This window comes from Streptomyces tubercidicus (assembly GCF_027497495.1).
GTDB classification, from domain to species: Bacteria; Actinomycetota; Actinomycetes; order Streptomycetales; family Streptomycetaceae; genus Streptomyces; species Streptomyces tubercidicus.
Map to the genome: position 1 here is coordinate 84277 of NZ_CP114205.1, position 25603 is coordinate 109879.

25 protein-coding genes and 5 pseudogenes are annotated in these 25603 nt (G+C 68.8%); 14 read left to right on the top strand and 16 right to left on the bottom strand.

Going from position 1 to position 25603, the window contains the following annotated elements:
• Window positions 1-74 precede the first annotated feature (74 nt).
• From STRTU_RS00415 to STRTU_RS00425, 3 genes and pseudogenes are all read left to right on the top strand, one after another.
• Window positions 75-1517 carry an FG-GAP-like repeat-containing protein gene (locus STRTU_RS00415; protein ID WP_269777098.1) on the top strand — a complete coding sequence of 481 codons (1443 nt, stop codon included), beginning with the start codon at window positions 75-77 and terminating at the stop codon, window positions 1515-1517.
• A 66-nt stretch (window positions 1518-1583) separates the two neighbouring features.
• Window positions 1584-1783, top strand: a pseudogene (locus STRTU_RS00420) (transposase); the annotation flags it as partial.
• 138 nt (window positions 1784-1921) lie between these two features.
• Complete coding sequence (locus STRTU_RS00425; RefSeq protein WP_269777440.1) at window positions 1922-2212, top strand: hypothetical protein; 291 nt, start codon at window positions 1922-1924, stop codon at window positions 2210-2212.
• On the opposite strand, the gene STRTU_RS00430 is transcribed toward STRTU_RS00425, so the two are convergent.
• Window positions 2128-2547 carry a hypothetical protein gene (locus tag STRTU_RS00430; RefSeq protein ID WP_269777099.1) on the bottom strand — a complete coding sequence of 140 codons (420 nt, stop codon included), beginning with the start codon at window positions 2545-2547 and terminating at the stop codon, window positions 2128-2130. The genes STRTU_RS00425 and STRTU_RS00430 overlap by 85 nt on opposite strands.
• A 210-nt stretch (window positions 2548-2757) precedes the next feature.
• On the opposite strand from STRTU_RS00430, the gene STRTU_RS00435 reads away from it, so the two are divergent.
• From STRTU_RS00435 to STRTU_RS36050, 3 genes and pseudogenes are all read left to right on the top strand, one after another.
• On the top strand, window positions 2758-3186 hold the full coding sequence (locus STRTU_RS00435) for a nucleoside triphosphate pyrophosphohydrolase family protein (protein ID WP_269777100.1): 429 nt from the start codon (window positions 2758-2760) through the stop codon (window positions 3184-3186).
• Between the two features lie 444 nt (window positions 3187-3630).
• A complete protein-coding gene (locus STRTU_RS00440; RefSeq protein WP_269777101.1) occupies window positions 3631-3960 on the top strand; it encodes a hypothetical protein in 330 nt (109 codons plus the stop codon).
• Window positions 3961-4252: 292 nt separating this feature from the next.
• Window positions 4253-4502, top strand: a pseudogene (locus tag STRTU_RS36050) (NF041680 family putative transposase); the annotation flags it as partial.
• An 8-nt stretch (window positions 4503-4510) separates the two neighbouring features.
• Here the strand turns inward: STRTU_RS36050 and STRTU_RS00445 are convergent.
• Both STRTU_RS00445 and STRTU_RS00450 read right to left on the bottom strand, forming a co-directional pair.
• Window positions 4511-4786 carry a hypothetical protein gene (locus STRTU_RS00445; protein WP_269777102.1) on the bottom strand — a complete coding sequence of 92 codons (276 nt, stop codon included), beginning with the start codon at window positions 4784-4786 and terminating at the stop codon, window positions 4511-4513.
• A gap of 486 nt (window positions 4787-5272) precedes the next feature.
• Window positions 5273-5416 (bottom strand): hypothetical protein, encoded by a 144-nt coding sequence (locus STRTU_RS00450; protein WP_269777103.1) that lies wholly within the window; start codon window positions 5414-5416, stop codon window positions 5273-5275.
• Window positions 5417-5944: 528 nt separating this feature from the next.
• On the opposite strand from STRTU_RS00450, the gene STRTU_RS00455 reads away from it, so the two are divergent.
• The 3 genes from STRTU_RS00455 to STRTU_RS00465 are packed head-to-tail and all read left to right on the top strand — an operon-like array spanning window position 5945 to window position 6439.
• The gene (locus STRTU_RS00455; protein WP_269777104.1) at window positions 5945-6097 is read left to right on the top strand and encodes a hypothetical protein; all 153 of its coding nucleotides are present in this window, start codon (window positions 5945-5947) and stop codon (window positions 6095-6097) included.
• A 3-nt stretch (window positions 6098-6100) separates the two neighbouring features.
• A complete protein-coding gene (locus STRTU_RS00460; protein WP_269777441.1) occupies window positions 6101-6223 on the top strand; it encodes an acyltransferase domain-containing protein in 123 nt (40 codons plus the stop codon).
• 9 nt (window positions 6224-6232) lie between these two features.
• Window positions 6233-6439 carry a hypothetical protein gene (locus tag STRTU_RS00465; protein ID WP_269777105.1) on the top strand — a complete coding sequence of 69 codons (207 nt, stop codon included), beginning with the start codon at window positions 6233-6235 and terminating at the stop codon, window positions 6437-6439.
• 278 nt (window positions 6440-6717) lie between these two features.
• Here the strand turns inward: STRTU_RS00465 and STRTU_RS00470 are convergent, their stop codons facing one another.
• Window positions 6718-7146 (bottom strand): hypothetical protein, encoded by a 429-nt coding sequence (locus STRTU_RS00470; RefSeq protein ID WP_269777106.1) that lies wholly within the window; start codon window positions 7144-7146, stop codon window positions 6718-6720.
• Between the two features lie 17 nt (window positions 7147-7163).
• Window positions 7164-7916, bottom strand: coding sequence for a hypothetical protein (locus STRTU_RS00475; protein WP_269777107.1), 753 nt, complete (start codon window positions 7914-7916; stop codon window positions 7164-7166).
• A 1042-nt stretch (window positions 7917-8958) separates the two neighbouring features.
• Here STRTU_RS00475 and STRTU_RS36055 point away from each other — a divergent pair.
• The 3 genes and pseudogenes from STRTU_RS36055 to STRTU_RS36060 all read left to right on the top strand — a co-directional run.
• Window positions 8959-9195, top strand: a pseudogene (locus STRTU_RS36055) (NucA/NucB deoxyribonuclease domain-containing protein); the annotation flags it as partial.
• Between the two features lie 73 nt (window positions 9196-9268).
• A complete protein-coding gene (locus tag STRTU_RS00480; RefSeq protein ID WP_269777108.1) occupies window positions 9269-9868 on the top strand; it encodes a hypothetical protein in 600 nt (199 codons plus the stop codon).
• A 47-nt stretch (window positions 9869-9915) separates the two neighbouring features.
• Window positions 9916-10149: pseudogene (locus STRTU_RS36060) on the top strand (RNaseH domain-containing protein); the annotation flags it as partial.
• Between the two features lie 27 nt (window positions 10150-10176).
• Here the strand turns inward: STRTU_RS36060 and STRTU_RS00485 are convergent.
• From STRTU_RS00485 to STRTU_RS00505, 5 genes are read right to left on the bottom strand one after another with little or no spacing between them, the layout of a single operon-like run.
• Window positions 10177-10743: a hypothetical protein gene (locus STRTU_RS00485; RefSeq protein WP_269777109.1), complete on the bottom strand. Its 567-nt coding sequence runs from the start codon at window positions 10741-10743 to the stop codon at window positions 10177-10179.
• The gene (locus tag STRTU_RS00490) at window positions 10740-12137 is read right to left on the bottom strand and encodes a hypothetical protein (RefSeq protein WP_269777110.1); all 1398 of its coding nucleotides are present in this window, start codon (window positions 12135-12137) and stop codon (window positions 10740-10742) included. The genes STRTU_RS00485 and STRTU_RS00490 overlap by 4 nt, the downstream gene beginning before the upstream one ends.
• Window positions 12134-12943 carry an ABC transporter ATP-binding protein gene (locus tag STRTU_RS00495; RefSeq protein ID WP_109888584.1) on the bottom strand — a complete coding sequence of 270 codons (810 nt, stop codon included), beginning with the start codon at window positions 12941-12943 and terminating at the stop codon, window positions 12134-12136. Before STRTU_RS00495 ends, STRTU_RS00490 begins: the two co-directional genes overlap by 4 nt.
• 32 nt (window positions 12944-12975) lie before the next feature.
• The gene (locus STRTU_RS00500) at window positions 12976-13800 is read right to left on the bottom strand and encodes a zf-HC2 domain-containing protein (RefSeq protein ID WP_269777111.1); all 825 of its coding nucleotides are present in this window, start codon (window positions 13798-13800) and stop codon (window positions 12976-12978) included.
• A complete protein-coding gene (locus tag STRTU_RS00505; protein ID WP_026169289.1) occupies window positions 13797-14357 on the bottom strand; it encodes an RNA polymerase sigma factor in 561 nt (186 codons plus the stop codon). The genes STRTU_RS00500 and STRTU_RS00505 overlap by 4 nt, the downstream gene beginning before the upstream one ends.
• Window positions 14358-14422: 65 nt before the next feature.
• Here STRTU_RS00505 and STRTU_RS00510 point away from each other — a divergent pair.
• Window positions 14423-14566: pseudogene (locus STRTU_RS00510) on the top strand (integrase); the annotation flags it as partial.
• Window positions 14567-14741: 175 nt separating this feature from the next.
• On the opposite strand, the gene STRTU_RS00515 reads toward STRTU_RS00510, so the two are convergent.
• The 6 genes from STRTU_RS00515 to STRTU_RS00540 form a co-directional block, all read right to left on the bottom strand.
• On the bottom strand, window positions 14742-17828 hold the full coding sequence (locus tag STRTU_RS00515) for an amino acid adenylation domain-containing protein (RefSeq protein ID WP_269777112.1): 3087 nt from the start codon (window positions 17826-17828) through the stop codon (window positions 14742-14744).
• A 559-nt stretch (window positions 17829-18387) separates the two neighbouring features.
• Window positions 18388-19662 carry a cytochrome P450 gene (locus tag STRTU_RS00520; RefSeq protein WP_269777113.1) on the bottom strand — a complete coding sequence of 425 codons (1275 nt, stop codon included), beginning with the start codon at window positions 19660-19662 and terminating at the stop codon, window positions 18388-18390.
• Window positions 19659-20279, bottom strand: a complete 621-nt coding sequence (locus tag STRTU_RS00525) for a GTP-binding protein (RefSeq protein ID WP_269777114.1) — start codon at window positions 20277-20279, stop codon at window positions 19659-19661. The genes STRTU_RS00520 and STRTU_RS00525 overlap by 4 nt, the downstream gene beginning before the upstream one ends.
• Window positions 20260-20613 (bottom strand): DUF742 domain-containing protein, encoded by a 354-nt coding sequence (locus tag STRTU_RS00530; protein ID WP_235465681.1) that lies wholly within the window; start codon window positions 20611-20613, stop codon window positions 20260-20262. The genes STRTU_RS00525 and STRTU_RS00530 overlap by 20 nt, the downstream gene beginning before the upstream one ends.
• Window positions 20610-21014 (bottom strand): roadblock/LC7 domain-containing protein, encoded by a 405-nt coding sequence (locus STRTU_RS00535; RefSeq protein WP_127153809.1) that lies wholly within the window; start codon window positions 21012-21014, stop codon window positions 20610-20612. Before STRTU_RS00535 ends, STRTU_RS00530 begins: the two co-directional genes overlap by 4 nt.
• A gap of 3 nt (window positions 21015-21017) precedes the next feature.
• Window positions 21018-22559: a sensor histidine kinase gene (locus STRTU_RS00540; RefSeq protein ID WP_389853054.1), complete on the bottom strand. Its 1542-nt coding sequence runs from the start codon at window positions 22557-22559 to the stop codon at window positions 21018-21020.
• Window positions 22560-23314: 755 nt separating this feature from the next.
• Between STRTU_RS00540 and STRTU_RS00545 the strand changes: the two genes are divergently transcribed.
• Window positions 23315-25564 (top strand): protein kinase domain-containing protein, encoded by a 2250-nt coding sequence (locus STRTU_RS00545; protein WP_269777117.1) that lies wholly within the window; start codon window positions 23315-23317, stop codon window positions 25562-25564.
• Window positions 25565-25603 lie beyond the last annotated feature (39 nt).

The following is a 25603-nucleotide window of genomic DNA, read 5'->3' on the forward strand; positions in this document are numbered from 1 at the left end:
ACTCAGGGGGACGGATCCGAGGGGCGACCGATGCGTTACCCGTTGGAGGATTTGTGCGCAACCGAACCAGGAGCATGGTGGCAGGCGCTCTGGGCGCCGCTTTAGTCGCGGCCGCGGCCGGCGGCGCCATGGCAGCACCGACGGACGGCAACGGGCGGAACCAGGACCAGCCCTCCACGAATGCCGCCAAGCGGAGCAAGATCACCCAGGGCGACCTCGACGGCGACGGACACGCCGACCTCGGCGTGGGAGCGCCCGAAGGCACCGTCTCCGGGAAGTCCAAGGCGGGCTACGTGGGCGTGACCTATGGCGCCAAGGGTGGCGTCGACACCAAGCGGCACAGCACACTGACGCAGGCCAGCACGGGCGTGCCCGGCACCCCGGAGGCCAAGGACGGCTTCGGCTCGACCGTGGTGCGTGGCGACGTGGACGGGGACGGTTACACCGACCTGGTCGTCGCCGCGAACAACGAGGCCATCGGCAGCACTGCGCAGGCCGGTTCCGTCACGATCGTCTTCGGCTCCGAGAGTGGCCTGTCCGGCGACGCCATCGCCTTCCACGCGCCAAAGGTCGCCGCCAACGCGCACTTCGGCGACCAGATAGCCGTGGGCGACCACAACAAGGACGGCCTCAGCGACATCGCCATCTCCGACGGCGAGAAGGTACAGCTCGTCAAGGGCGCGAAGAACCTGCGGCAGACCGCAACCCCGAAGATGACCAGCGTCACCCCGCCCGGCGGCGGCGTCAGCGTCGAGCACCTGGCCTCCGGCGACATCAACGGGGACGGCTACACCGATCTCGTCACCGTCGCCTCCCAGGACTCCCCCTCCGACGAGGGCACGCTCGGCGTGCTTCCCGGCTCATCCGGGGGGCTGAAGAACACGCCGCTGGGCAAGGACATCCCACTGCCGTTCGCGCAGTACCGCCCCGTGGTCGGCGACATCAACGGCGACGGGAAGGAGGACGTCGTCACGGACACCGGCTTCTCGGACGGTCCGCAAGAGCAGAAGCTGCGCACCTACCCCGGCACCGCCGACGGGCTCGACTCCGACAAGCCGGTGGACTGGAAGGGCAAGGCGCAGGAGGGCGAGGCTATCCGGCTCGCCGACTTCGACGGCGACGGCCACGACGACCTGGTGGTCAGCAACACCGGCGCCGAGGCGCCCGGGGGCTATAACAACGCCGGTGCCATCAACGTGCTCAAGGGCACCGCGAACTGGCTGACCGACGAGGGGGCGCAGACCTTCTCGCTCGACACCGAGGGCGTCCCTGGCTCCATGGAGGGCAACGACAAGTTCGGTACGTCCGTCTCGCCGGCCGATTACAACGGTGACGGCAAGGCGGACCTGGCCGTGGGCATCCCGAACCGCACCGGGGGCGTCGGCGCGGCGGCCCTGCTGTACGCAGGCACCGGCGGACTGAGCGCCAAGGGCTCGTCACTCATCGACCCGAGTGACCTGGGTTCCCCGGCGACGAAGGGCCGCTTCGGCACGGAGCTGACGAACCCGGCGACGTAGGCCCGCACGCCGGGGCCTGTTCGGCAGATCACGTGCCTGTCGGCTGGTGGGCTCGTCGTTGCCGACATGGGGCGGGGTGATCTGACAGATGCCGAGTGGGAACGGCTGCGGCCGTTCCTGCCGGTCAGTAACCGGCGTTGTGGACTGTGCCGGGATCACCGGCAGGTGATCGACGGGATTCTCCACCGGGTGCGAACCGGTTGCAGTGGCGTGACCTGCCCGAACGGTTCGGCCCATGGAAGACGGTCTATGACTTGATCGCCCGGACAAGTCCTGGGAGCGCCTGTCCACGTCCGGGTGACTTCCACGATCGCGCCGAACTCCCGGGCGGTCTGCGGGCGTCTGTCTGGCCAAGAAAATCTCTGAAGGGCACCTGAGCGAGCCGGGGCCTGGTCGTCATCGACATCACCGCTGCCGACGAAGCAACCGCCACTCAGGCCGCAACAGCGCTCGGCAGGCTGTGGCTCTCCAGCGGGCCCTCCTCCCCCTGGCACACTCCCGGCCGGACCGGCGCGTCACCGTCCGTACCTACGCCGACCTGCGCCGCGCGCCTCTGGCCGGCGGCAGTGTTGGCCCCGGCACCTGCTGAACCCCCGCCGCCAGCAGTCCCTCACGGGCGAGTAGCTACCGCGTCGACTCCGGCCATACGCAGCTTGCGGGCGAGGTACTCCACCTGGGGCAATGTTCCTGAGTAGGCCCCTGCGAGCACCTGGTCCGCGACAGCCTTGGCCTCCGTCAGACCGACTCCGAGTTCAGCGCGCAGCACCCGCATGACGATGACACGCACCGCCGACGGTGCCGTCACGTGCAATGTGGTCGGCCCGTTGTCTGCGAGCAGCTGGTCCCGCAACCGGGCAGGGAGGTCCTGGCCGCAGGCGGCCGTCGCCTGCCCGCAGGCCGAGCACACGGACTCAATGTCCCACCGCAACGAGCCGCCGACCAGGCCGTGGACACCCCCGCACTCCAGCCGTGCCCCACAGTCCGCGCACCGAGCGCTGTACCTGACGCTTTCGACGACCAGCTCCTCCATGCCCACCTCTCAACCGCATGAGGCTATGTGCTGAGCGGCCTGGGTGGTGCAGGGGTCGGGCGTTCACGAGTGGGTCTGACCTGGTTCGACGACCTGTGTTCAAGATCCTTCCCCAGTCACCGAGTGATCGTTCCCCACGATGACTGGGATACCCAGCCCGTCGTCAGATGGGGATCATGTACGTCCGGTCCGGATCGGGAGGGGCTTGAGATGAACCTTGAGGAACTGCGCCAGCAGGCGGTGCATATCCATGATCTGTACGACGAGATGAACCGCTACGAGCGTGGCCGGGTGTGGACGCGGGAGGAGTTCATGCTCGGCTTCACGGGCGATGTCGGCGATCTGGCCAAACTGGTGATGGCCGAGGAGGGCGCTCGGGAGGTGCCGGGCGGGCGTGCAGCGCTGGAGCATGAACTCGCGAACTGCCAGTGCTTGCGCGTCCTGGTCCCCGACCCGGCCGAGGAGAAGACCGACGAGCCCACACCGTCCCAAGAGACCCCGGCCTCGCCTTGGAAAAGCGACCGGTTCGCCAACCGCATCCGGGCCTGGAACCCAACCGTCCACGCGATGCTGGAAGGATGCCGGCGGCCGGGGCCGGTCCGGGCGTACTTCGACACGAGCTCCTGCCGTTCCCACTGACCGCGCGACAGCGCCACGGTGGCGGCTGCGGTGCGGTGGCGGAGGTCGCCGTCGAGCGTGACGGTGTTCTACAGGTGCGGTGCGGGCTGCGTGCTTGTGAGCTGGTTGAGGGTCTCGGCCAACCGGATGCCCGCGGCCTTGCCCGGACGGTTGGCAAGGGTGAAGGAGCCGTTCTGCGCGGGCCAGTTGCGACCGCTCCTGACAGTCGACCGCCCCCCCTGCGCCTGCTCGCCGCCGGCTGCGAGAAACGTCGACGTGGAGTTCGAGCGGGATGGAGCAGCGTGAGCCCCGACGCGAGGCTCTTGTAGAGGTAACGCACCTCAGTGAACAGGACAGAGGGCGCACGAGTATCGGACATTCCACGTCTTAGTGTCTTAACAGATTGCATCAGCTTACTGAAGATATTACTGCCTATGTCATGCCCTTCTCCAAGGAGTGAGGATCATGCAATTTCGCCGAAAGGTTGCTGCGTACGCTATGGCTGCGGCGTCGGCAACCGTGGGGCTCACCGCCACGGCTCCAGTTGCCTCTGCCGCCAGCGCCAATACACCCGCCGCCGGCGGTACTGCACCCGCCTGCGTCAGCCGCGACGTCTGGGGCGCTGTAGGAGGCTTCGACGTTGCGATCCAGAACAACTGCACCAAGACCATGCGGGTGCAGGTCATCGTCTCGTTTGGCGCCGACAGTCCCTGCTACACACTGGCGCGGGGGCAGTTCGAGGCATTTGCTTACAGGGGTATCACCGGCCGGTACGAGCGCGTAGCTGTGTGTTGACGCTATATCAGCGATGTTGGCAGGGCCTGGCACACGGCTGCGGGCCAAGATGCAGCCCTGACCATTGCTGGCTACGGGCCGGGTCTCCAAGACCGATCACTGGAGATCCGTCTCATGGCCGACTTCGAACCCTCCGAGGACATCACCACCCTCATCTCCGACCGGACCCGCCGACGCCTTGGCCGGACCGCACCACCGTTCCAACAGCGCTTCGCGCTCCGCCGGCTTCGGGCCGGCGGACTGCCAGCCGACCGCCACCAGTCTCCGGTCCTTGAGAAAATGCAAACCGTGCCGGTTCAATCTGGAGCACACCTTCCGGATGATTAAGCAGACACTGGGCTGGACCCGCCCGAAGTTCCGTACTCCCGCGGCGGCGGACCGGCGGACCTGGCTGATCATCGCCGCCCACACCCAACTCCGCCTCGCCCGGCCCCAGCAGGTCGCTCGGCTCGAAGAACCGGCGCGCGGCCACCCGCTACGACAGCGGCAAGACCACCAGACGCCCCGAAAGCATCACCGAACGCGACCAGCTCAGACACTGATCACGCCTTCAGAACGGAACGACGAGCCCGGCTTCTCGCAATCCAAGCAATGCCCTGCCCATGCACTCGGCGGCCGAGGCCCCATCGGCCCTCATGCCACCATCCAGGGGCCCACCAGAGGCTGCGAATGTCCACTCCGGCTGACCGCAATGCATGCGCTCCGCATCGACCCGGATCATGGCACCTACACCCTGCTCGCCGAGCCATTCCAGGATGAGCAGCGTCGCGTCCTCGACGCCGCTGTCGAGGTCCACCTTGGGTCGCCGCCCCATTCCCTTGGCCATGGCCACAACCCTACTCAGCGTCTGGTCGGGCCTCGGCACACGCTTTCAAGGACCGCTCCAGCTGCTCTTCGCGGAAGCTCCAGCCGCCGGCGGCTGGGTCGAAACCCGCGATGCCGTCATCAACAACCCAGCCCTGTCCCCTGTCCTGCGGCGCACGCACCCGGACCGCAGCCACCGCGCTGATCCACTGCGGCGGTTTCTCGTGCGGGGAGACCCAGCACACCCGGAACTCTCGGATACGCCGCGATCTACCTCGAGGACGTCATCAACCACCACCGTGCCTTCATCGCCCGCCGCCGGTCTCTGCGGCCCAGCAGCGAGTACCGGGAGCCCACCGCGCAGGAGTGGCAGGACTTCCTGGCCCACTTCGAGCTGCGGAAGGTCGCCCTGGGCGTCTGCGCACGCGACTTCGGCACCCCGTGCGTCCACGAGCACGCCTGCTTCTGCTGCCCCGTCCTGCGGCCCGACCGCGCGCAGATACCCCGGCTAGAGGAGATCCACGCGAACCTGCTCGACCGGCTCCAGGAGGCCAAGGAAGAGGGCTGGCTCGGCGAGGTCGCCGCGATTGAGGCCGGCCTCGCCGCCGCTGAGCAGAAGCTCACCGTGATGCGTGACCTTGCCGCGCGACACACCACTGTCCATCCCGGCATGCCCGACTTCTGCAGCAGTGCCGGACGCCTTGATACCGAGTAGTGACGGCGGTGCCGCCTCGGATCAGTGCTGTCGGTCCAAAGCCTTTACGAGGCTGCGGAGTTCGCTCGACCGGCGGCGGGACATCGCCAGCATCACCGCTTCGAGGAACTCGCGGGCCTGCCATGGGTCACCGCAGCAGGCCCACTCCGTGCAGCCGCCCGTCTCGTACTCCCACAGCCGGATTCGGCTGGTAGGCGAAGCTCCGCCAGCGCGCCATCGCCGGGGAAGCGGTGCCGCCGCGGCGGACGGGCCGGAAGCAGCGGGTCTACCCGCTCCCACAGGTCATCAGGAACAAGATCGTCTAACACCCCGCAGAACCTGCCCGACGCCTCCCTCAACCACCAACCGCCACACCGAACTCATTCTGAAGTGATCAGTTGATGGAGGCCGCATCCCGGCTCGCGGTCTGGGCCGAGGGCCCAGGATGGCAGTCCGCGGCTGCTCGACGTTCCGCACACACCGGCCTTGCGTCGCTCGCACGCGGACCATCGCCTCGGCACCATCGCCCGTGACCATGGTCAACTCGCCGCCCGTGCCCGCTCCTTCGCTACCGGGGAGGAGAGCAACGGCGCGGTCTCCGGCAGACCGTTGCTACCGTCCGAGCAGCTGGCCCAGTAGTTTATCTTCACCGGCCAGGGACCACAGCGGCCCGGCATGTGCCAGGGCCTGCTGATGAGCGAACCGGTCTTTGCCGATGCCGTGGACGAGATGGAGCCGCTGATCCGCGCGGAAGCCGGCTTCTGACTGCGTGAGGTGATCGTCCACCCCGAGCGGTTGGTCGGGCTCGACCGCATCCAGCGCACTCTCTTCGGCGTCCAGGTGGCGCTCGCCGCCGTCTCCGGCGGAGCGATGGCCGCCGTGATGCTCAGCCCCGACCAGGTGCAGGCAGCCATCAATCGGGCCAGTGCGCAGGGCGGAAGGAATCTACCTTCCGCCCTGCTACGCGAGTTGGCGTTCTAGTAGAAGAGCCACGAAGGGTACAGGTCTCCCTGTATTACGAATACCACTTCCCCAGCTACTTGAGGTGGGTCCTGATTCGCCAACGCCGCCACCTGGTACGGGTCACCGGAATTCCCTGCCCACCGCCATTTCTTGGGTTCGTTGCGAGCCACGACTCGTCTCTTGTGGTCGGCTGCCTCCTCCAACGTGACGGCCCTGTCTGCAGGGAGTTCTTCGTAATCTTCGCTTCCCATGTTGGTCCTCCTCTCACACATCCGGCATCGAGTGATGTGGCTGGGCTAGCCCTCCGGCTGAACCTGAATTCGCCGACGACGCCACCATCCCCAGATGATGATGCGATTCAGTCCTTTTCGTCGTTGCGCGCAACTTCCGCATTCCCGAATGCGAGCCCGCCGAGTGAGGGCGGCGATGGCGTCGCCCAGGCCGAGTGCATGCGGGCGCGGGCGCGGGTCGGAGAGCTGGAGGACCTGCTGCTCCAAGGTCTCCCAACTCAGAGGGATTTCCGGTCGGATGCGCTCCATGTCGCCTCGGCTCAGCTCTCGCACATCTTCATGGGCGAGGAGCGCCGCCGCTGCGGTCCGTTCGAGAAGACCGACGTAAGCCGACTCGTTGTCGAGGACCACAACGGCACGGCCTACGCTGTATTTGGGTCTTACGGAACCGCGGCTCGCGGCCGGCTCAACCGGGACTTCCAGCCAGATGACCATTTGTCTCTCCCTGGAGGTTACTGATTGCAGCATCCGGCGGCCCACTTGCACCACCATGAGCAGTCACACGTCGCACATGCGGCGCACTTGACGATGCACCCGCCGCAGCGGCCCGCAAGACATGCGAGGAAGGCGATCCAGTTCACCTTCGGACACGAGATGGCCGCACCGAGGCATACAGATCCGCAGTCACGGCCAAGACACCCGGTCAGTGCATCCCACCAGCCGTCGACCACCCTCAGCGTGCCCCCCTGGACCGTCGTTTCGGTCACCGCCGTGTAGTTCTGGTTCGGGGCCTCCAGGGTGAGGGCGTAGATGTTCTCGTATTCGCCCCCGTTCGCCCGCACGATGACTGCCCCGACGGCGAGTTGATCCGTGCCCGCTGAGTACGCGTTGAACATCCAGTGGAAGTCCAGTTCATTGACGGAGCCTCGATGGTCGTCGACCCCTTCGGGCGGCGCCAGAGGACTGGTCAGACTGCTCGTCAGCGAGTAGCCGAAGGAGCCCTCGGAGGCCCTTGTGATGTCATCGGTGCCGAGCCGCTCCGGCAGGGCAGCGAAGAGAGTGGCTATGTCGCTGTTTGTGGATCGCAGTGATTCGAGTTCTCTCTCCACCTGTCGGGGAGGGAAGTACGTGATTGCTTCGTGGGCAATTGGAGGGAGGGTCGCTGACATGGAGTGCTCCTTTCGATTGAACCGCACAGGCGGGAGTGTTGAGAGTTCCGGTACAGATCCCACAAGCATCATGAACCCGGGATCGGTGCCACGCATCTTGGTGACGGTGTCTCCATTTCCCAAGTGAACGAATTTGCAACTAAACTGTTGATGCATCAATCTTTGATTTGTAAAAGGTAGTTGCCCCAACGATTGAACGCACCACCTCTGATGTTGCACACCACGCATTTTCAGGTAGCCTCCGGTAGCCGTCCCCAGAAGTAAATTAGAGGGCGGCTGCCGTATTTGATCGAAGGTGCCGTCCAAGCAGTGATCCCCTTGAAGGCTTTTGGTGAGGTCGCAACGCGCCCATAGGTCCTCGTTCGGCTCACCGCGTGATGGTGACCGCGGCACACCTGCAGGGTGAACGCCGTGGGTAGCACGCTGATTTGAACCCTTAGCCTCGATCTTTCGTGACGGGCCGTCGACGGAGTCGGGGGCCCATTTTGTTGTCGGTGGCCGAGGACGGGCAGGCTGAGAGCCCGGGTGTCGTCTCGGGTGGACACCGGGTTTCACTGCTTGCTGGATCCTCTTCTCGTAGATACAGGCGAGTCCGCTGGTCAGCCAGGGTTCGGCAGGAGTGCGAGCCGTTCAAGGCGCCTGTGTTCTCACGGTCCAGGGCCAGTGGCGGGCGAGGCGGAGGACGCGGCGTGGGCCGGTTGTGACGAGCTTCCGCGTGGTCAACGGCCGCCGACAGGTGACAGGGTCGGCCGATATGAACGTCATCAACCACAGCTATGGTGATTCCGGAATTCCCCGATGGGGCTACCGGATTGAAGTCTCTGCCTACCGTGGCTGGGGAGATGCTCTGAAGGCATCCATCAGCGGCAAGGCAACAAAGGACGGTGCTTACTAGGTCCACAAGTCGGCCTTTCCTTCCAGGAAATTGGCTCCGCTGAGTTCCTGGAAGCTGGGGGGAGGCTTTCTTCGACACCACGGCAACGCGCTCCGGCGCTATTGGCCGCTGCGCCACCACGTGGGCGCTGTCCGTCACAAATGGGACCTACGGCACATCGAAATCCTTCTTCAAGCTCAACGAGTTCCGCTGTGACAACGCAACGGCCGGTAGGGCCACGGTCGGTCACGGCCTCAGGGGAAGAGCTGTGACGAGTACCCCGTGGCCACGTCGAAGGAAGGCCTGTCCGCCGGGGGTCAGCGTCGTACCTTCCCTGGGTGCTCCATACCCACAGTGCCCTCACGCACGGAAGCTAAGGGGGCAAGCGCCCGCATGATCAGTGTTTCCGATCAGAACTACCGGGGCGGCATGAACAGCAGCTTCTACAAAGCCGAGCGGATGTTGGACGGAGATCCTTACCGGGTGTTGATCGGCGACTGACCGCTCATGGAGGGGGCGCTGCGGGATCTTCGTAGTGCCTCCTCCGTTCCTGCTCACGGGTAGCCTCGTACACGTGACCACATCGTCTGTCATGTTCGTCAACGAAGGCATCTTCGGCATCTCGGACGACGCCCAAGTGCCCATGGAAACGGTTCGATGGTCGAACGGCCTCGCCGCTCCGATGGACCACGGAGCGTGGATCCTCACCGGCATCAACACCGGCCATGTGCGCGTGAAGGCCCAGTGCCTCGATGCCGCACCGCCCGTTAAGGCGGCCGACTGGGAAGAGATCGTAGAGGTCAGCGTGCGGTCGGTCGCCGGCGATCTGCGCATCAACTCCGGTTACGACATCACGCCCGATGACCTTCCCGCGCTCAACCCCCAAGGACCGGGCTGGTATCGAATGCGCGTCCACGCATCGGGGCGCTCGACCAACCCGGACGGGGTCAGCGAAGAGCCTGTCGAGGACTACCTCATTGCCGTCTGGCCGCAAGAGCCGGCGGACTCCGTCGTCATCCGCTCCAGCAAGATGATCGACGAGGCACTGCTGGCCAACGCCGACACAACACCCGACCACATTTCACACGCGACCCCGGAGCCGGACGACGCAGCCGAAAGCGACCGGAGGGCCGACGTACGAGCACGACTTCTGCGGTCACTGCAAGACGACTGAACCACGAGTCCCGCTCCGTTCTCCTGCGGCTTCCCTGACGAGAATTCCTGGCTCGCTGTCCACCGACCGCATGCAATGTCGGCCCTGGACATCCCGGGCCGGCAGCAGCCCTTGCGCCGGGTCGGCAGGCACCTGCGTTCCTCCTTCAACGCAAGGACTGGCACAGCTCCACCGCCGCCCAGATCGCCGTCCCCCACGCAGGAGAGGGGGATCCACAACGCCTCGCCGCTCTCGCCGCCCAGTTGTGCCACCAGTCCCTGGCCTGGGACGCGCGCACTCGCCACCCGTTCCCGCGCGGGGCGTGTCCGTTACCGTCTTGGTCCTGCGATGGCGTACACCACGGTGCCGATCGCGAACAGGGCCCACGCGGTCCCGGTGGACGCCGTCGTGGCAGGGGAATAGATCATCCACATGACCACGTCTCCCGCGGTGCCGCCCGGAGGCGGTCCGAAGAGGGTGAACGCGAGCCAGCCGGTCGGCAGGGTCCATGCGAACTGTGCCCCGCACAGCGCCGCCCCGAGCGCGGCCAGGCCGACCAGGCCCGCGCTGTCCCGGACGACGACCTCGGCGGGGGCGAGCTTCACTCCCGCCGCCTGGACCGTCAGCAGCGCCGCACCGGCGCACGCGCCGGCCAGCAGCACGTGCGCCGCCCGGCGGGGCATCCACCGGATCGCGGCCGTCCTCTCCAGCACGACGTCCCACCCACCGAGCCCGACGGAAGCGGCCGCCACGTTCGCGGTGAGGAGCAGGACCGCCATCGCCTGATCCACCGGTCCTGGGCCGTGGAGGGCCCACACCGCCAGCGCGACGAGCGCGACCGCGGCGGCCGAGGCGGGCACCTGCCGTGAACGGGCGTGCAGGATCAGCCACCTCATCGCGTCGCCTTCCCCGCCAGCACCGCAAGCTGGTGGTCCGCCGCGCAGGAGAGGCCGGCGGTGTGCAGTTCGGCGATCCGCGAGCGCTGCTCGGCCGGTGACAGCGCCGTCAGCCTCTGCCAGGCGACGTCGGCCTCCGGCCAGATCGTGCGCAAGGACGCGTCGCTGCCCCTCTCCGCCAGCGGTTGGAGCCGGGAATCGTGCAGGGCCCAGCTCACGGCGACGCTCTGGACAGGGACGTTGCCTCGCCCCCCGCCCTCCCGGTCGTTGTTCCCGTAGCAGCTGGGTGCCAGACCCTGGGCGATCAGCGCGCGGGTCAGTTTCTCACCTGTCGCATCGGCGAGCAGCCGGTCGTCGAAGTCGACCAGCACCACGTCGCCGGAGGGTTCGCGTTTGTCGGCGATCGCGCGCAGCCTGGTGTCCTCCCGCACCGCGTTCGGCGCCTTGTCGCCCAGGACCTCGTGCAGCACGCGCAGCGCCTCCTTGCCGCGCCGTGCGAGCTCGGGCAGGCGTGAGCGGTTTGCCTGCGTCACGCACACCGGTCCGTCGCAGACCAGGGCGGCGGCGGCCTTGTCGACGACGTAGGTGTCGCGTGCAGCGGCCGGGAGGACCAGCAGGGCCAGGGCCGCACCGGCCAGGACGGGGATCACCGCGAGCAGCCGGGCCCGGCGGGTCACGGCCGACAGCAGTGCGAAGCCGGTGGCGAGCAGGCCGAGCAGCCAGAGCGTCTGACCGAGGTGCACGGAGCCGGACAGGGTCAGCAGCATCTCCCGCGGCTCCGCGGTCACCGGGAGCAGCTGGGCGAGCCGGTTCGGCGCGATGCTCGACGGCAGTGTCTCGTCACTGTTCTGCTGTAGAAGGGCCGTCAGCATGAGGAAGAACAAGACCAGGCCCGGCGGGGTGAGCACGGAGGGCAGGGCTCGCGCGACGCCCATGCCGAACACGGCCCCCGCGACGAGGGCCAGCGCCGCCACGAGTGAGATCGGCAGCCAATCGAGCGGCGTGTAGGTGGTCCGGCCGAGGGCTACCTGGACCCCGCCCACGAGGACCAGGAGGCCGAAGCCCGACGCCAGCGCGAGCGCCATCGCACCGGCCGGCAGCGCCGCACGGCGCCAGGCCGGCCGCGGCACGGTCGTCAGCAGTTCGGCCATCCGCGAGCGGGGTTCGCGCAGCCCGTACACCGCTCCCGTGCCCACCGCGAGCGGCCACAAAAAGGTCAGCAGGGACCGGGTCCACAGGGCCATGGAGGTCCACTGGGCCGTCCACCCCGCGGTGCCCCTCCACCAGAGCCCGTCGTACAGACAGAAGATCGCCAGGCTGCCGCCCAGGACGACGATGCCGGGCCACGGGGCGACGGAGCGCTTCAGCTCGATGCGCAGAACACGTCCGGTCACCAGGCGCCTCCCCGCTGCCCGGAGTTGCGGAGCAGCGCCGAGTAGCCGCGCTCCAGGGGGCTGTCGCCCGGGAAATCGGTGCTGCCCGCCGCGGCCAGGTCCTCCGGCGTGCCCTGGAAGACGAGGCGGCCGTCGGCGAAGAGCACCACGTCGGAGCAGGCGGCCGCGACGTCCTCGACCAGGTGGGTGGAGACGACCACACAGGTGTCGCGGCCCAGTTCCTGGAGCAGCTCGCGAAAGCGCAGTCGCTGCGCCGGGTCCAGGCCGGCCGTCGGCTCGTCCAGCAGCAGCACCGCGGGGTCGTTGACAATGGCCTGGGCGATGCCGGCCCGCCGCACCATGCCGCCGGACAGGGTCTTCATCCGATGGTCGGCGCGGTCCGCCAGGCCCACCCGTTCCACGGCCCGCTGGACGGCCGCGGGGACGTCCGCCTTCGGGACCTCCTTCAACCAGGCCATGTACTCGACGAACTCGCGCACCGTGAAGCGCTTGTAGTAGCCGAAGTCCTGCGGCAGGTAGCCGATCCGGCGACGCAGGGGCCGGTGGTCGACCATCCTGCCCAGGGAGGTGCCGAGCAGCTCCAGTTCGCCCTCGGTGGGGCGCAGCACGGTGGCCAGCGTCCGGATCAGGGTGGTCTTTCCCGCGCCGTTGGGCCCCAGGAGGCCGTGGGTGCCGATGCCCAGGGAGAGGTCGAGCCCGTCGACGGCCATCTTCTTCCGTCCGACGCGTACTCTCAGGCCACTGGCCCGGATCTGCCAGGCGTAGGTTTTCGGCGCGGTGTCGGCCGCGCTCGTGGTGGGCGTCATGCGGTAGTCCCTTGCGAGGGTCGACGATGGTTTCACAGCGTTGAGTACGCGTTTCTGCGGGCGATCACGGCGCCGATGCCGAGCGCCAAGAACAGCCCCCACGCGGGCAGTTGGTCCGGCTGTAGGACACGCTCCAGGTCCACGGGGCCGTGGTCGGTGGCCCACGCGAGTACCACGACGACGCCCCAGGCGCCCATCAGCCCGGTGGCGGCGCGGGTCACGCCGACCACGCTGCCCAGCGCCAGGGCGGTGGAGGTGAAGGCCAGGGAGGGCAGCAGCCACTGCGCGGCCGTCATCGTTCCGGTCAGCCATCCGTCCACCACGAGCGCGGGCAGGACCACCACGAGAACCGCCGCGGTGCGCCGGAGGAGCAGGGGCAGGCCGGCTCGGGCGGTCGAGGCCGTCAGTTCGTGCGCCGGGTCCAGGCCGCGCGACCACGATGCGGCGACACCGCACAGCGGCAGCACGGGTGCGATCGCCAACACGGGAGAGACGCCGCCGAGGAACATGGGCCGCGCCACTGCGTCCAGCAGCAGCGCCATCAGGGTGACGAGGACGGTCATGACCAACCACGGGGCCATGACCGGCGTCAGCCAGGCAGCGACCCACCTCGGGCGGTGTCGCCGCGAGGGCGCCCTGACGGCCGCGTCCAACTGCGGTTCCAGACCGGCCCGGACGGTGTCGACGAGCGCGGCGATGCCGGGCGCCTCGGTGGCCACACTGGCCGCCAGGTGGCTCCGGCACAACGCGCAGGTCTCCAGATGGGCCTCCAACGCCCATACCGTGTCCGCGGCCATCGTCGCGTCACCACGTGCGTAGTCGTCGATCAACTGCCTCGACGCGTGTTCCCAGCTCATGTCAGCGCCTCCCGCATCGCGATCCGGGCCCGGCGGGCGCGGGTCTTGACCGTGCCTTCGGGCAGTCTGAGCAGGACGGCGGTCTCCCGGATGGAGAGCCCGTCGAGCACCGTGGCCCGTAGCACTTCTCGGAGTTCCGGCGCCAGCCGCCGCAGGGCGTCGCCGACGTCGCCGCCGACGGTCCCGGCGAGTGCCTCTTCCTCCGCCGCGGGCACCACCGCCCGCTCGGCGGCGGCGACCGGCGGTTCGGCGTGGTGGGCACGGCGCCGGAACGCGTCGACGAGGCGACGCGCCGCGATCGTCCACAGCCACCCGACGGCCGTCCCGCCGACCGCACTCCCGGCGAACGCGCCGGCCGCGCGCCACACCGCCAGATAGGTCTCCTGCATGACCTCGGCGACGATCTGCTCGTCCGCGCAGCGGCGGCGCAACCGCACCGCCAGCCACGGCGAGGTGCGCCGGTACAACTCGTCGAACGCCCCGCGGTCACCTCTGGCCACCAGCCGGACAAGGCGTTCCTCGTCCAGTTCATCCAGTGCTCTCCTGCGTGATCTCACACCAGCCAGACGCCCGGTGCGGCGCACAGGTTCTGAATCTACTGTGAACTGAGTCACAGTTCTCGCGAGCCAAGGGGTACGACCTGGCTCGTCGCGGGGAGTTCCCATGCCGTGTGCTGCGCATCGGCCGTAGTGCACGTGTTGTTGCCGCGTCCCTGCTCCGCGTGCTCGAAAGCGGAGAGCCCGAGTACAACAGCGCCCGAGCCTGACACCGCGCCGTCATACCCCGCCGCGCGCAGAAGCCCCGCCGGAGCGGGCGGATTCCAGGGGTCGTTGCCACACGTGGTTGGTTGATCAGGCCGCGAGCAATTTATGCAGGCGCTCGGCTGGGGTTTCCCAGTCGAACGTTTTGCGTGGGCGGTTGTTGCGTTCGGCGGCAACGGCTCAGGCGCCGCCGAGGAGGAGGCCACTGCGCTTGAGGCAGCTGAGGTAGGAGTCCAGCATCGTGCTGTCCACCGGCGGGCACGAGGTGTGCCAGGACGGCCAGAGCTGGTCGGTGCGCGTGCGCCGCACTTCGGGGAAAACGGTGTCGAAGTACATCTCCTTGACGCTGAAGTCGGCCCGGTTGGCCGGAGTGAGGAAGAGCGGGGCGAACGGCGCGATGGGCGAGGTGGGGTGGGCGCGCACGTGGTCGACGAGCGCGTCGGTCCACTGCTGGTAGCTCACCTCGTCGATGCGGTGTCCGGCGGCGCGCATCCGGTCGACCATGTCGGCGAGGCACCCCGGCCGGGGGTTGGTCAGATGGACGACCCCGCCGAGGTGAGGGAGCTGGGTGGCGATGCCGACGATCGCGTCGGTGACGGCGTCCACGGGTACCAGGTCGAGCGGGAGCGGCACCGCGGGGGCCATGCCCATCCGCACGATGGCGTCGAAGACGGCGCAGATGGCGCTGGTGGTGTTCCAGGCGCCTGTCCGGCTGTGGCCGGTGATCTCGTACGGGCGGTGGATGGTGACCGGCAGCCCGGTGCCGGCGGCATGGCCGAGCATCCGCTCGGCCACCCACTTGGTCTCGGGGTACCCCATGCTGAGCAGTTCGGGGTGGCTGAGCGGGGTGGTCTCGTCGACGTGGCGTACGCCGCCGACGCCGCTGCCGGCGAGCACGGCGGTCGTGGACACATAGTGGAAGGGGATCCGGCGCGGCCCTGCCAGCCGGACGAGGGTACGGACGGCCTCCACATTCGCCTGCCGCAACTGGCTGTAGGGGTAGAGGAAGTTGACGTGTGCCGCGTTGTGCAGAACGAGGTCGACGGTATCGGCGAGCCGGCCGAAGGCGGCAGGGGTCAGACCCAGTTCGGGGCGGGCCAGGTCTGCGGGCAGGGCGTGGACGCGGTCGGGTTCGGTGAGCTGGAGGCCGTAGCGCTGCATCGCCTCGTCGACGCGGCGCATCGCCCCGGGCCGGTCAGCGGCGCGTACGGGGCAGTGGAGGGTGGCGTCGGTGTCTCTCAGCAGGCGTTCGAGGAGGAACGCCCCGACGAAGCCGGTGGCCCCGGTGAGCAGGATGTGGCGGGCCCGCGTGGGCTGGGGCGAGGGGGCCGGGGCGACGGGAGGGAGCGGCTCCAGGCGGGCGTCGGCCTCGAAGTCCGGCTGCGCCGCGCACTCCGGTTCCATGCCGTCGTGCTGGACGGCCGGTGCACTCCGGGTCGCGGAGCGGAAGGCGGCGAGGGTGGGGGTGGCCAGCAGGCTCTGCAGCAGCGGCGCGAAGCGGTCCGGCGCAAGCGCGAGGGCAGCGATGGTGCGGGTGACCGTGTGGGCCGCCAGCAGGGAGTTGCCTCCCTCGGCGAAGAAGCCGGTGCCGTCGGACACCTGTCTGCCGAGCACCTCGGCCCAGATGTCGGCGACGGCATCGCCGCTGTGGTGGACGGCGGCCTGCTCGGCCCCGCGCCGGATCACGGTGGAGGCGGCGGCGTTCCGCAGGGCCGCGTGGTCCGTCTTTCCGTTGGCGGTGAGGGGGAGGCGTTCCAGGACGGTAATGGGGGCGGGGAGAGCGTGAGCCGGCAGGTGGCCCGAGAGGTAGTGGTGGAGTGTGGCCTGGTCCGGGGAGCCGGCGGAGTTCGCCGGGGTGACGAAGGCGGCGAGCCCCTTGCCGATTCCGTCGTTGCCCTGGACGAGCACCGCGGCTTCGGCGACGTCGGGGTGCCCACGCAGCAGGGCTTCCACCGTGTCCAGTTCGATCCGGAAGCCGCGGACCTTCACCTGGCGATCGGTCCGGCCCCGGAATTCCAGCGTGCCGTCCGCACGCCGGAGCCCCAGATCGCCGCTGCGGTAGAGGCGGAGCGTATCTCCCGAGGGGGTGTGGTGGGTGACGAAGGCTCGGGCGGTCTCGTCCGGACGGTCGAGGTATTCCAGGGCGAGGCCCTCCCCGCCGATGTAAATCTCCGCTTCCTCCTCCACGCCGGCCGGGGTTCCGTCGGGGCGCAGCAGGTAGCAGCTGCTGCCGGCCACCGGCCGCCCGATCGGGATGGAGGAAGCGCTGGGCGGTACCCGGTCGACCTCGTACGCCGTGACCATGATGCCGCCCTCGGTGGGACCGTATCCGTTGATGAGGTGGCGGGGGCGCCCGGCCACGCACACGGTCGCGGCCAGGTCCGGGTCCATCGCCTCGCCCCCCATCAACACCATGTCCAGGGAGCCGAAGATCGCAGGGTGGGTGCGTACGGAGTGGTGGAACAGACTGGTGGTCAGGAAGGCATGGGTGATGCGTTCCGTGCGGATCAGTGACCGCAGCCGCCCGGTGTCCAACAGCACGTCCCGTTCGGCCACGACGAGGCAGCCCCCGTTGATCAGGGAGGTCCAGGTCTCGAAGAGCGAGGCGTCGAAGGAGAGGCCGAAGGTCTGGAGGACGCGGGTGCCCGGACCAGGGCACCAGGGGTTGTCCCCGGCGGCGAGCCGGGTCACGGCCCGATGGGGGAAGACCACGGGCTTGGGGCGTCCGGTGGTGCCGGAGGTGAAGAGGATGTACGCGCAGTCGTCGGGCCGGCGGTCCGCGGCTGCCGGGATGTCACGGCCGGGTCCGGGGTCGGTCGTCATCAGGTCGTCGAAGGCGACCCATGCAATCGGTCCGTGGTCCGCGGGCACCGCCAAGGTATGCCCGGGAAGGGCCACGACCAGCCGCGCACGGGCGTCCGTGAGCATTGCGGCGGTGCGGGCCGAGGGGTGGTGGATGTCCACCGGGACGCATACCGCCCCCGCCTTCAGAACGCCGACCATGGTGGCCGTAGCCTCCCACGAGCGGGCGCCCAGGATGGCGACGGCATCCCCTCCGCGTATGCCATGGGCGAGGAGTGCCCTTGCTATGGACTGCGACCAGTCGTCGAGTTCCCGGTACGAGAAGGTCCGGTCGCCGTCCTGCACGGCCGGGCTGTGGGGCGCACACGCCGTCCGATGGGCGAGCAGGGCGGGGAGTGCGGCACCTGGTGGGGCGGGGACCGGGGCGGGGTTCCAGGTGTCGGCGACGGGCGTGTTGGTGTTCATCAGGGCTCCACACGGAGGGGAAGGGCTCACGCGGACGGGGAGGCAGAACGCCGAGGAGCGGCCTTTTGTACGCGGGTGCTGTGAGGGCGGGCGGGTGAGTTCTGAGCGGCCGTGCAGTGATACCTCACCGGAGGCCGGATGCCGCGGCCCGGCTGTTGTCCGAGCCGCGCACGGGAGTCAACTCGCTCCCGGGCTGCACACTCGGCGCAGGGGCGGCGTTCGGGGCCGTTGGCGCACAGCGCCGCATTCGCAGGGACTGACCTGCCGGGTGAGCTGCGCGACAACACCGATGGGGGCTCGCTGAGCTGATCCCAGCAGCAGTGCCCACATCGGCATCACTTTAAGACAGGACCCTGGCCATGTAGGGCCGCGATAAGGATCACATTGGCAGGAGCCATGTGCTCTTCTCCCCAAGCGCCGGCGGCCCGTTCGGCGTGAGGGCACGCGTATACCCCGGCGGCGGGCCCCGTTGGCCATCCGGAAGCCGGGTGGCTGACAACGGGCCGCTCCCGGGGCATCACCGGAGGACCGGACAGACAAAGGTGTCGGAAGGCGGCCGTCACCGGGTCGGTGTGAACTGCACGGGCAGCGCGACGAGATGGCGGTACATCAGCGACGACGACCACTGTAGTTCGGTCTCGGGAACGGCCAGCCGGAGGTCGGGGACGCGGGCGAGCAGGGTGTCGACGGCCGTGTCGGCGATCGCGCGGCCGATGTGCCGGCCCGGGCACTCGTGCGGGCCGCTGCTGAACGCCAGATGGGAGCGGTTGCCGTGCACCGGCGCCGTCAGATCGGGACGGATCGCGGGGTCCACGTTCGCTGCCCGCAGGCCGAGCAGCAGCATGTCCCCCTTGGTGATGGGCTGTTCGCCCAGCTGTGTGTCGCTGGTCGCCCAGCGCCCGAGCAGCGTCATCATCGGCGGCTCGTCCCACATGACCTGCTCCAGTGCATCGGGCAGCGTCATGTGTCCGCCGGCGAGATGCGCACGGAACCGGGGGTCGGTGAGGACCGTCCGCAGCGTGTTCGCGATCAGGTTGACCGTGGTCTCGTTCGCCGCGGTGAGGATGAGCCGCAGATGTTCGCGGATCTCGTCGTCGCTGAGGCCCGCGGGGTGCTCGATCAGCTTGGACGGGAAGTCGTGGCCGGGGTGGGCACGCTTCCGGTCGACCAGTTGCTGGAGGGTCCGGGTGATGTACTGGTTGCTGGCCACCGCGGTCTGCGTGCCGTTGAGCACGTCCTCGACGGCGGTGGTCAGGCTCGGCCCGTTCTCCTCCGGCATACCGAACAGCTGGGTCATGACACGCAGCGGAAGCCGGGCGGCGAACTGACCCACCAGGTCGGCCTGCCCCGATCCGGCGAACTCGTCGACCAGTTGGTGGGTGAAGCGGGTGACGTGGCGGCGGATGCCACGTGACGCGAAACGGTCCAGGCTGTCGGTGACCGCGCCGCGGAGGCGTTGGTGCTCCTCCCCGTCGACGAAGACGCACAGCGGCTGCCAGGTCGTGATCGGCGCCAGCGGGTGGTCGGCCGGGACATGGCCCTGGGTCATGTCCCGCCAGTGACGTGAGTCGCGGGAGAAGACGCTCGGGGTGCGCAGGATCTCCAGGTTCTCGCGGTGCCCGAGGACCAGCCAGGCCGGCAGGTCGCCCTGGACGAGTACCGGAGCCACCGGGCCGTACTCGGCGCGCAGCTTCTCGTACACGCCCACGAGGTCGGCCTGGACCGCGGGGTCGTGCAGGCGGTACAGGCCCTCGGGGGCACGGACGTGTGCCGGGCAGCCTGGCGGCGGAGCCAGGTGGTAATCGGCGGGATGCTCGGGGGAGTTGGCGGTCACAGAGTCTCCGAGGTCTGGGCGGAGGAGTGCAGGTAGCGCATCAGCGTGATCAGGACGTCCCGGCTCGACGACCGCTGGCGGGCGTCGCACACCACGATCGGCACCTGCTCCGGCAGGTCCAGTGCGCTGCGCAACTCCTCGGCGAGGTAGGAGGTCGCGTCGGGGAAGGCGTTGACGGCGATCACAAACGGTACTTCGGCCTCTTCCAGGCGGCCGATCACATCGAAGCTGACTTCGAGCCGCCGGGTGTCGACCAGGACGACGGCGCCGAGCGCTCCTTCGAAGAGACCGTTCCACAGGAACCAGAACCGCTGCTGACCTGGCGTGCCGAACAGGTAGAGCACCAGCTCCTCGTTCAGGCTGATCCGGCCGAAGTCCATGGCGACGGTGGTCGCCGTCTTGCGCTCGATGCCGGAGACATCGTCGACGTCGGCGCCGGCCTCCGTCATGGTCTCCTCGGTCGTCAGCGGACGGATCTCGCTCACCGAGCGGACGAGGGTGGTCTTGCCGACGCCGAATCCACCGACGATGACGATCTTGACGGCGGTGGAGGCCGTCGACGGCAGCTGGTCCTCGCGCCGAGGCTCCGTGACGGGGTCAGAGCTTCTGGAGACCATCGATAACCGCCTCAATCAGTGCTATGTCGGGGAGTTTGGCGGCCGGTGCACGGGCCTCCACCCGCCCATCGGCCAAGAGATCGTTGAGGAGCACGCCGACCACGCTCGCCGGTAAAGCCAGATGTGCGGAGATCTCTGCGACGGAGAGCGGCGACCGGCAGATCCGGAGGATGGCGGCGAGCTCGGGCTGCATGCCCAGCTGCGACTCCTCCCGCGTGACGATCAACGTGACAAGGTCGAGTGCGGCCTGTTCGCCGCTCTGCGAGCGGCCCCCCGTGATCACATACAGCCGCTCGGGCCCGGCCGTGTCCCAGTCCTGGCCGGATGTGGTCACCGCATCTGTCCGTCGACCCGCGGCGGGCTGGTGAGGTGTGCGCCGATCCGGGCCACGAGGTCGCGCATGCACTGTCCGACGAGCCCCGCGTCCACGCCTTCGTCGGCGAGCACGGCGAGATGCGCGCCGGCGCCGGCGGCCATCAGGTACATGAAGCCACCGCTGACCTCGATGACGACCATCCGCATCCGGCCGTCGCTGTGCGGGAACTCGGCGGCAACCGCACCGGACAGGCTCTGGAGTCCGGAACCGATGGCGGCCAGGCGGTCGGCGGTGTCCTCGCTCGTGTCGTACCGGGCCATGCACAGGCCGTCCGACGACAGCACCACGATGTGACGGGTCTGGGGGACGCTCTCCGCGAGGTCCTTGAGCATCCAGTCCATGTCCGCACGCTGTTGCATCGACTACTCATCCTTGTCCGATATGTCATTACTGTTCCGAGCCGGCACTGACGTCGGCCGTTCGCCGGAGAGGCCACTGTGCAGCTCGGCCAACCAGACGCCGGGCGCCGGTTCTTCGTGCGCGGTCGCCGCCGGCCCCGGCAGGGAGGACGCCTTCTTACGGGCCGGGTTGGGTGAGCGCCGGCGCCGCTGCGGCAGTCCGCTGGCCGTCACCTTGGTCCCGACGGGCTCCTCCGCCGCGCGGCCTGGTTCAACCGCGTGGTGTGCGCCGGTGTCCTCCATCGCGGCCCGTGGCGCGGAGTGCTCGATCGGTGCATCGTCGGGAACGTCTACGGCAGGCGGATCGGAGCGGCGCGCCACCGGACGCGGGCCCGAGGCCGCGCCGATGCCGTGTGCCCTGCCCTGTGCGGGCGCGGTGGTAATCGATGCCTTCGGCACGCTCAGTACGGCGCGCACTCCCCCATAGGCCGAGGGCGGCAGCGACACCTGGAAGTCGTAGGCCCGCGCCAGGCGGCCGACCACCGCGAGTCCCAGACGCGGCGACTCACCGAGGTCTTTGAGGTCGATACCGGCCTGGGCCTCGGTCAGCATCCGTTCGGCCCGGCCGCGTGCCTCCTCACTGAGGCCGATTCCGCCGTCCTCGATCTCGATGGCGATGCCCATGTGCACCTCCACCGCGGTCAGATGGACGCGGGTGTTGGGCGGAGAGTAGCGAGTGGCGTTGTCCAGCAGCTCGGCCAGCGCGTGGATGAGCGGTTCGACGGCCGGCCCGACGATGGCGACATCCGCGACGGAGTGCAATTCCACACGCTGATAGTCCAGAATCCGGGACATGGCACCGCGCAGCACGCTGTAGAGCGGCACCGGCTTGCTCCATTGACGTCCCGGCCGGGCACCACTGAGGACGGCGATGCTGTCCGCCAGCCGCCCGATGAGTGCCGTGCCGTGGTCGAGCCGCAGCAGGTCGGCGAAGAACTCCGGCTCCTGGCCGTGCCGGTCCTCCATCGCGCGCAGGTCCGTTGCCTGCTGGTGCACGATGGCCTGGACCCGGCGGGCGACGTTGACCACACCGCGCTGCGCGGAGTCGCGCATGGTCTCCTCGGCCTGCACCGCCTCGACCACCGAGCGCAGCAGGGCCTCGTGCGCCGCCCGGAACTGCGGGCTGAGCCCGTTGTCCGCACCGGTGAGGGACTGGAGAACGTCCTCGGCGAACTCGCCCTCTTGGAGCCTGCTGACGGCCACCGGGAGCTGCTGCTCGGCGAGACGGATCGTCGCCGCTTCCTGCTGCCGCAAGTGCTGGAGGAGCTGCGTCTCCCGTTCGGCGGCCTCGGCGCGCACCGCGGACAGCGCCTGGCCCCGCCGCGCCGCCACCGCCGACACCAGGGCGATGCCCCCTGTGGCGATCACGCCACACCAGAGCACCGCGTCCGTGACCGCGGGCGGCACGAGCGCTGTGGCAACCGCGGTCGCCACCGCTGCGGGTGCCGACCAGGCCGCAACGGATCCGGAATGCGAGCCTCCGGGCGACGACGCAGTACGAACCATCAACATCCTCAATCGTGGGGGCCTATGAGGTACCTGGTGCACGGCGCGGCAGGGACAACAAGCTTCCCGCCCACCCCGCCCGTCCGAGGCGACAACAAATGATGACCCGAGGGCACCGGAACTGCTCAATCCGTGCACTCGACCGATAACACTGTAACCGGAATTGACCACTTCGCATACGCATGGTGGCACAGATGCGGCGACGTCTGACTAAGGCGACTTCACACAGTCGCAGCGCACGTGACGCTCCGTCAAACTAGCTGGTTTCGACGCCACTTCGACAGCGGGACCGATCGGCGGCCGGTGCGCATTCCGCCACCTGCGCAAACATGCGACGGACGCGCCACAGTCACGCTCCCCACCGCACGCCACGACGCCGCCACGACGGATGCACTCCGTAACTCCGTAACGCCGTCACATCCGGGCACATCGAGGGCTGTCCGTGGCATTGATACACGCCTCTAACGCCGGCCACCCACCCGGATCACTCAATGCGCCACGCCGCAGAAGTTGCTTCTTTCAATCAACTGACGTGCAAATAACTGTCGATCCAGCGGCGTCCATCGGGTGGAGGGTGACGCGGTAGCCGAGTTCGATCACCGGGACACGGCTCGATGCGCGGCACGGGAGCAGCCCTGAGGTCAGTTCGTCACCCACTCTGCTCTCCTGTACTGCCCTGCGGCTAATTTGTGTGCAGGAGAGGTACGCAGGCCCGTGGTGTCAGAGGTGCACGGGGGGACGGGAGGTCGAGAAGAGTGTCGCTGCGCGAAGGTGATCCAGCCGAGATCGGCGGTTATCCGCTTGAGGCGCGACTCGGCTCGGGTGGCATGGGCACGGTCTTTCTGGCCCGTACGAGTTCGGGGCGTCCCGTCGCGATCAAACTGATCCACCCGCAGTTCGCGGCGGGCGACGAGTTCCGCATCCGCTTCCGGCAGGAGGTGGCGGCGGCGAGGCAGGTGAGTGGCGCGTTCACCGCCGCCGTGGTCGACGCTGCCCCTGAGGCCGAGCAGCCGTGGATGGCGACGACCTATATCCAGGGGCCCACGCTCGCCCGGCGCATCGCCACGAAGGGCCCGCTGAGCGGAGCGGAGCTGAGGAGGCTCGCCATCGGGCTGGCGGAGGCACTGCGGGACATCCACCGGGTGGGGGTCGTCCACCGTGACCTGAAGCCCTCGAACGTCGTACTCTCGCCCGAGGGCCCACGCGTCATCGACTTCGGTATTTCGCGAGCCGTGGACCAGCAGACGCTGACGATCACAGGGCGGGTCATCGGTACGCCGCCCTTCATGTCGCCGGAGCAGTTGCAGGCGCCGCGCGATGTGGGGCCGCGGTCCGATGTCTTCTCGCTGGGGACGCTGCTGGCCTACTCAGCGACGGGCCACGGGCCCTTCGACGCGGAGAGCCCATACATCGCTGCGTATCAGGTGGTGCACAGGGAGCCGTCGCTGGAGGATGTGCCGGTGGCCTTGCGCACGGTCGTCGAGTCGTGCCTGGCCAAGGAGCCCAACGGGCGGCCCTCGGCGGACGAACTCCTCGTGCTGCTCCGGGACCTGCCGGCCGACCTCGGCCAGATCGACGCGAGGGGAGTTGGCGCGGGCCGCACCCGCGACATGGTCACCGAGCATCACTTCGCGACGCCGGCCACCCCGGCGCCGGCGACCCCGACCATCACCCCGGCCGCTCACGATACGCGGAGCGCCGACACCCCCATCGGCCGCCGACTGCGTCGCCGCTGGCGTCCCGTGTTCGCGGCCGCGGTCGCGGTCACGGTGGCAGCAATCGGTGGAGGAGTCGCCGCACTGACGGCGGGCGGCTTTGGGGGGAACGGCGGCGGGGACAAGCGCAACAGCCTTGCGGCGCAGGCTGCCGCACTTCCGCACGGCTTCAAGCCGTGGCACGAGACCGTGCCGGGCGGTCGCGAGGACATCCCCGACGAACTGCGTTGCATCGCGCACGGCGACGCGCTGTTCTGCGGCGGCGGCAGTGTCGTCGCGACCCGTATCAGGGCCAGGGACGGCTCGCGGGTGTGGACGGCGAAGAGCCCCGGCGTCCCCGTCAACGGCATGCACCTGGTGGGCGCAACCGACGACACGGTGCTCGGTTACCGCTTCGCCGCCCAGAACGCCCCGCAGGGCCCTCCCAGCGAGGTGGTGGCCCTCGACGCGAACACCGGACGGGAGCTGTGGTCCGTGCCGTCCGGCGCCCAGTCGACGGCCGTCACGGGTCGGACTCAGGACGCCATTGTGACCGGCTCCGTCGTCGTGACGGTCGACGCTTCCAACTCCCGCTTCGAGGCCCGCAACGCGCACAGCGGTCAGGTCACCTGGACATCGTCATTCCCAGCGGGTACGCAGTGCGCTCCCGTCCCGGTGGGGCCGCAGCTCGTCGCGATGTGCGCGACGAATGCGGAAGTGAATGCCTTTGCAGTGCGCCACCCCACCCTGTACCCGGTCGACCGCGCTTCGGGGGCACTGGGCAGGCCCATCGAGGTCAACGGCCCCGCCGTGCCGATAGGCGTCGCCAACGGCAGGCTCGTACTCCTGCAAGTACACATGGAGGGAACGGATCCGGCCGGCTACAACGGGGTGACGCGGGTCGACCCGGCCTCCCGGAAGGTCACGTACTCCCGATTGGCCAAGACATACGCGGGGACGCCCGGCATGGCGGACAGCACCGCCTACGTGAGCGGGCAGACCGGCCTCGTCACAGCACTCGACCCCGCGACCGGCCGGAAGAAGTGGTCGCGTCAGACTGGCGTGGAGGGCGCGGCGGGTCCTGTTGCGGGAGCCGGCGCACTGTATTTCAGCTCGGCCACCGGCCGGGTGGTCGCGCTGTCGCCGGACGATGGCAAACCCCTATGGACAACAGATCCGCAGGTCGATGGTTTGACGGGCCAGCAGGGCGCAAGCCCGCGGGTGACTCTTGCAGGGCGTGCGGTGATCGTGGCCGCGGCCAAGAACACTCTCTTCGCTTTCGACGCGCAGAAGCCGCCGAAGTTGGGCTGACACGGGTGGCTGGACGTCGGCTGCAACATTGCCAGGGAG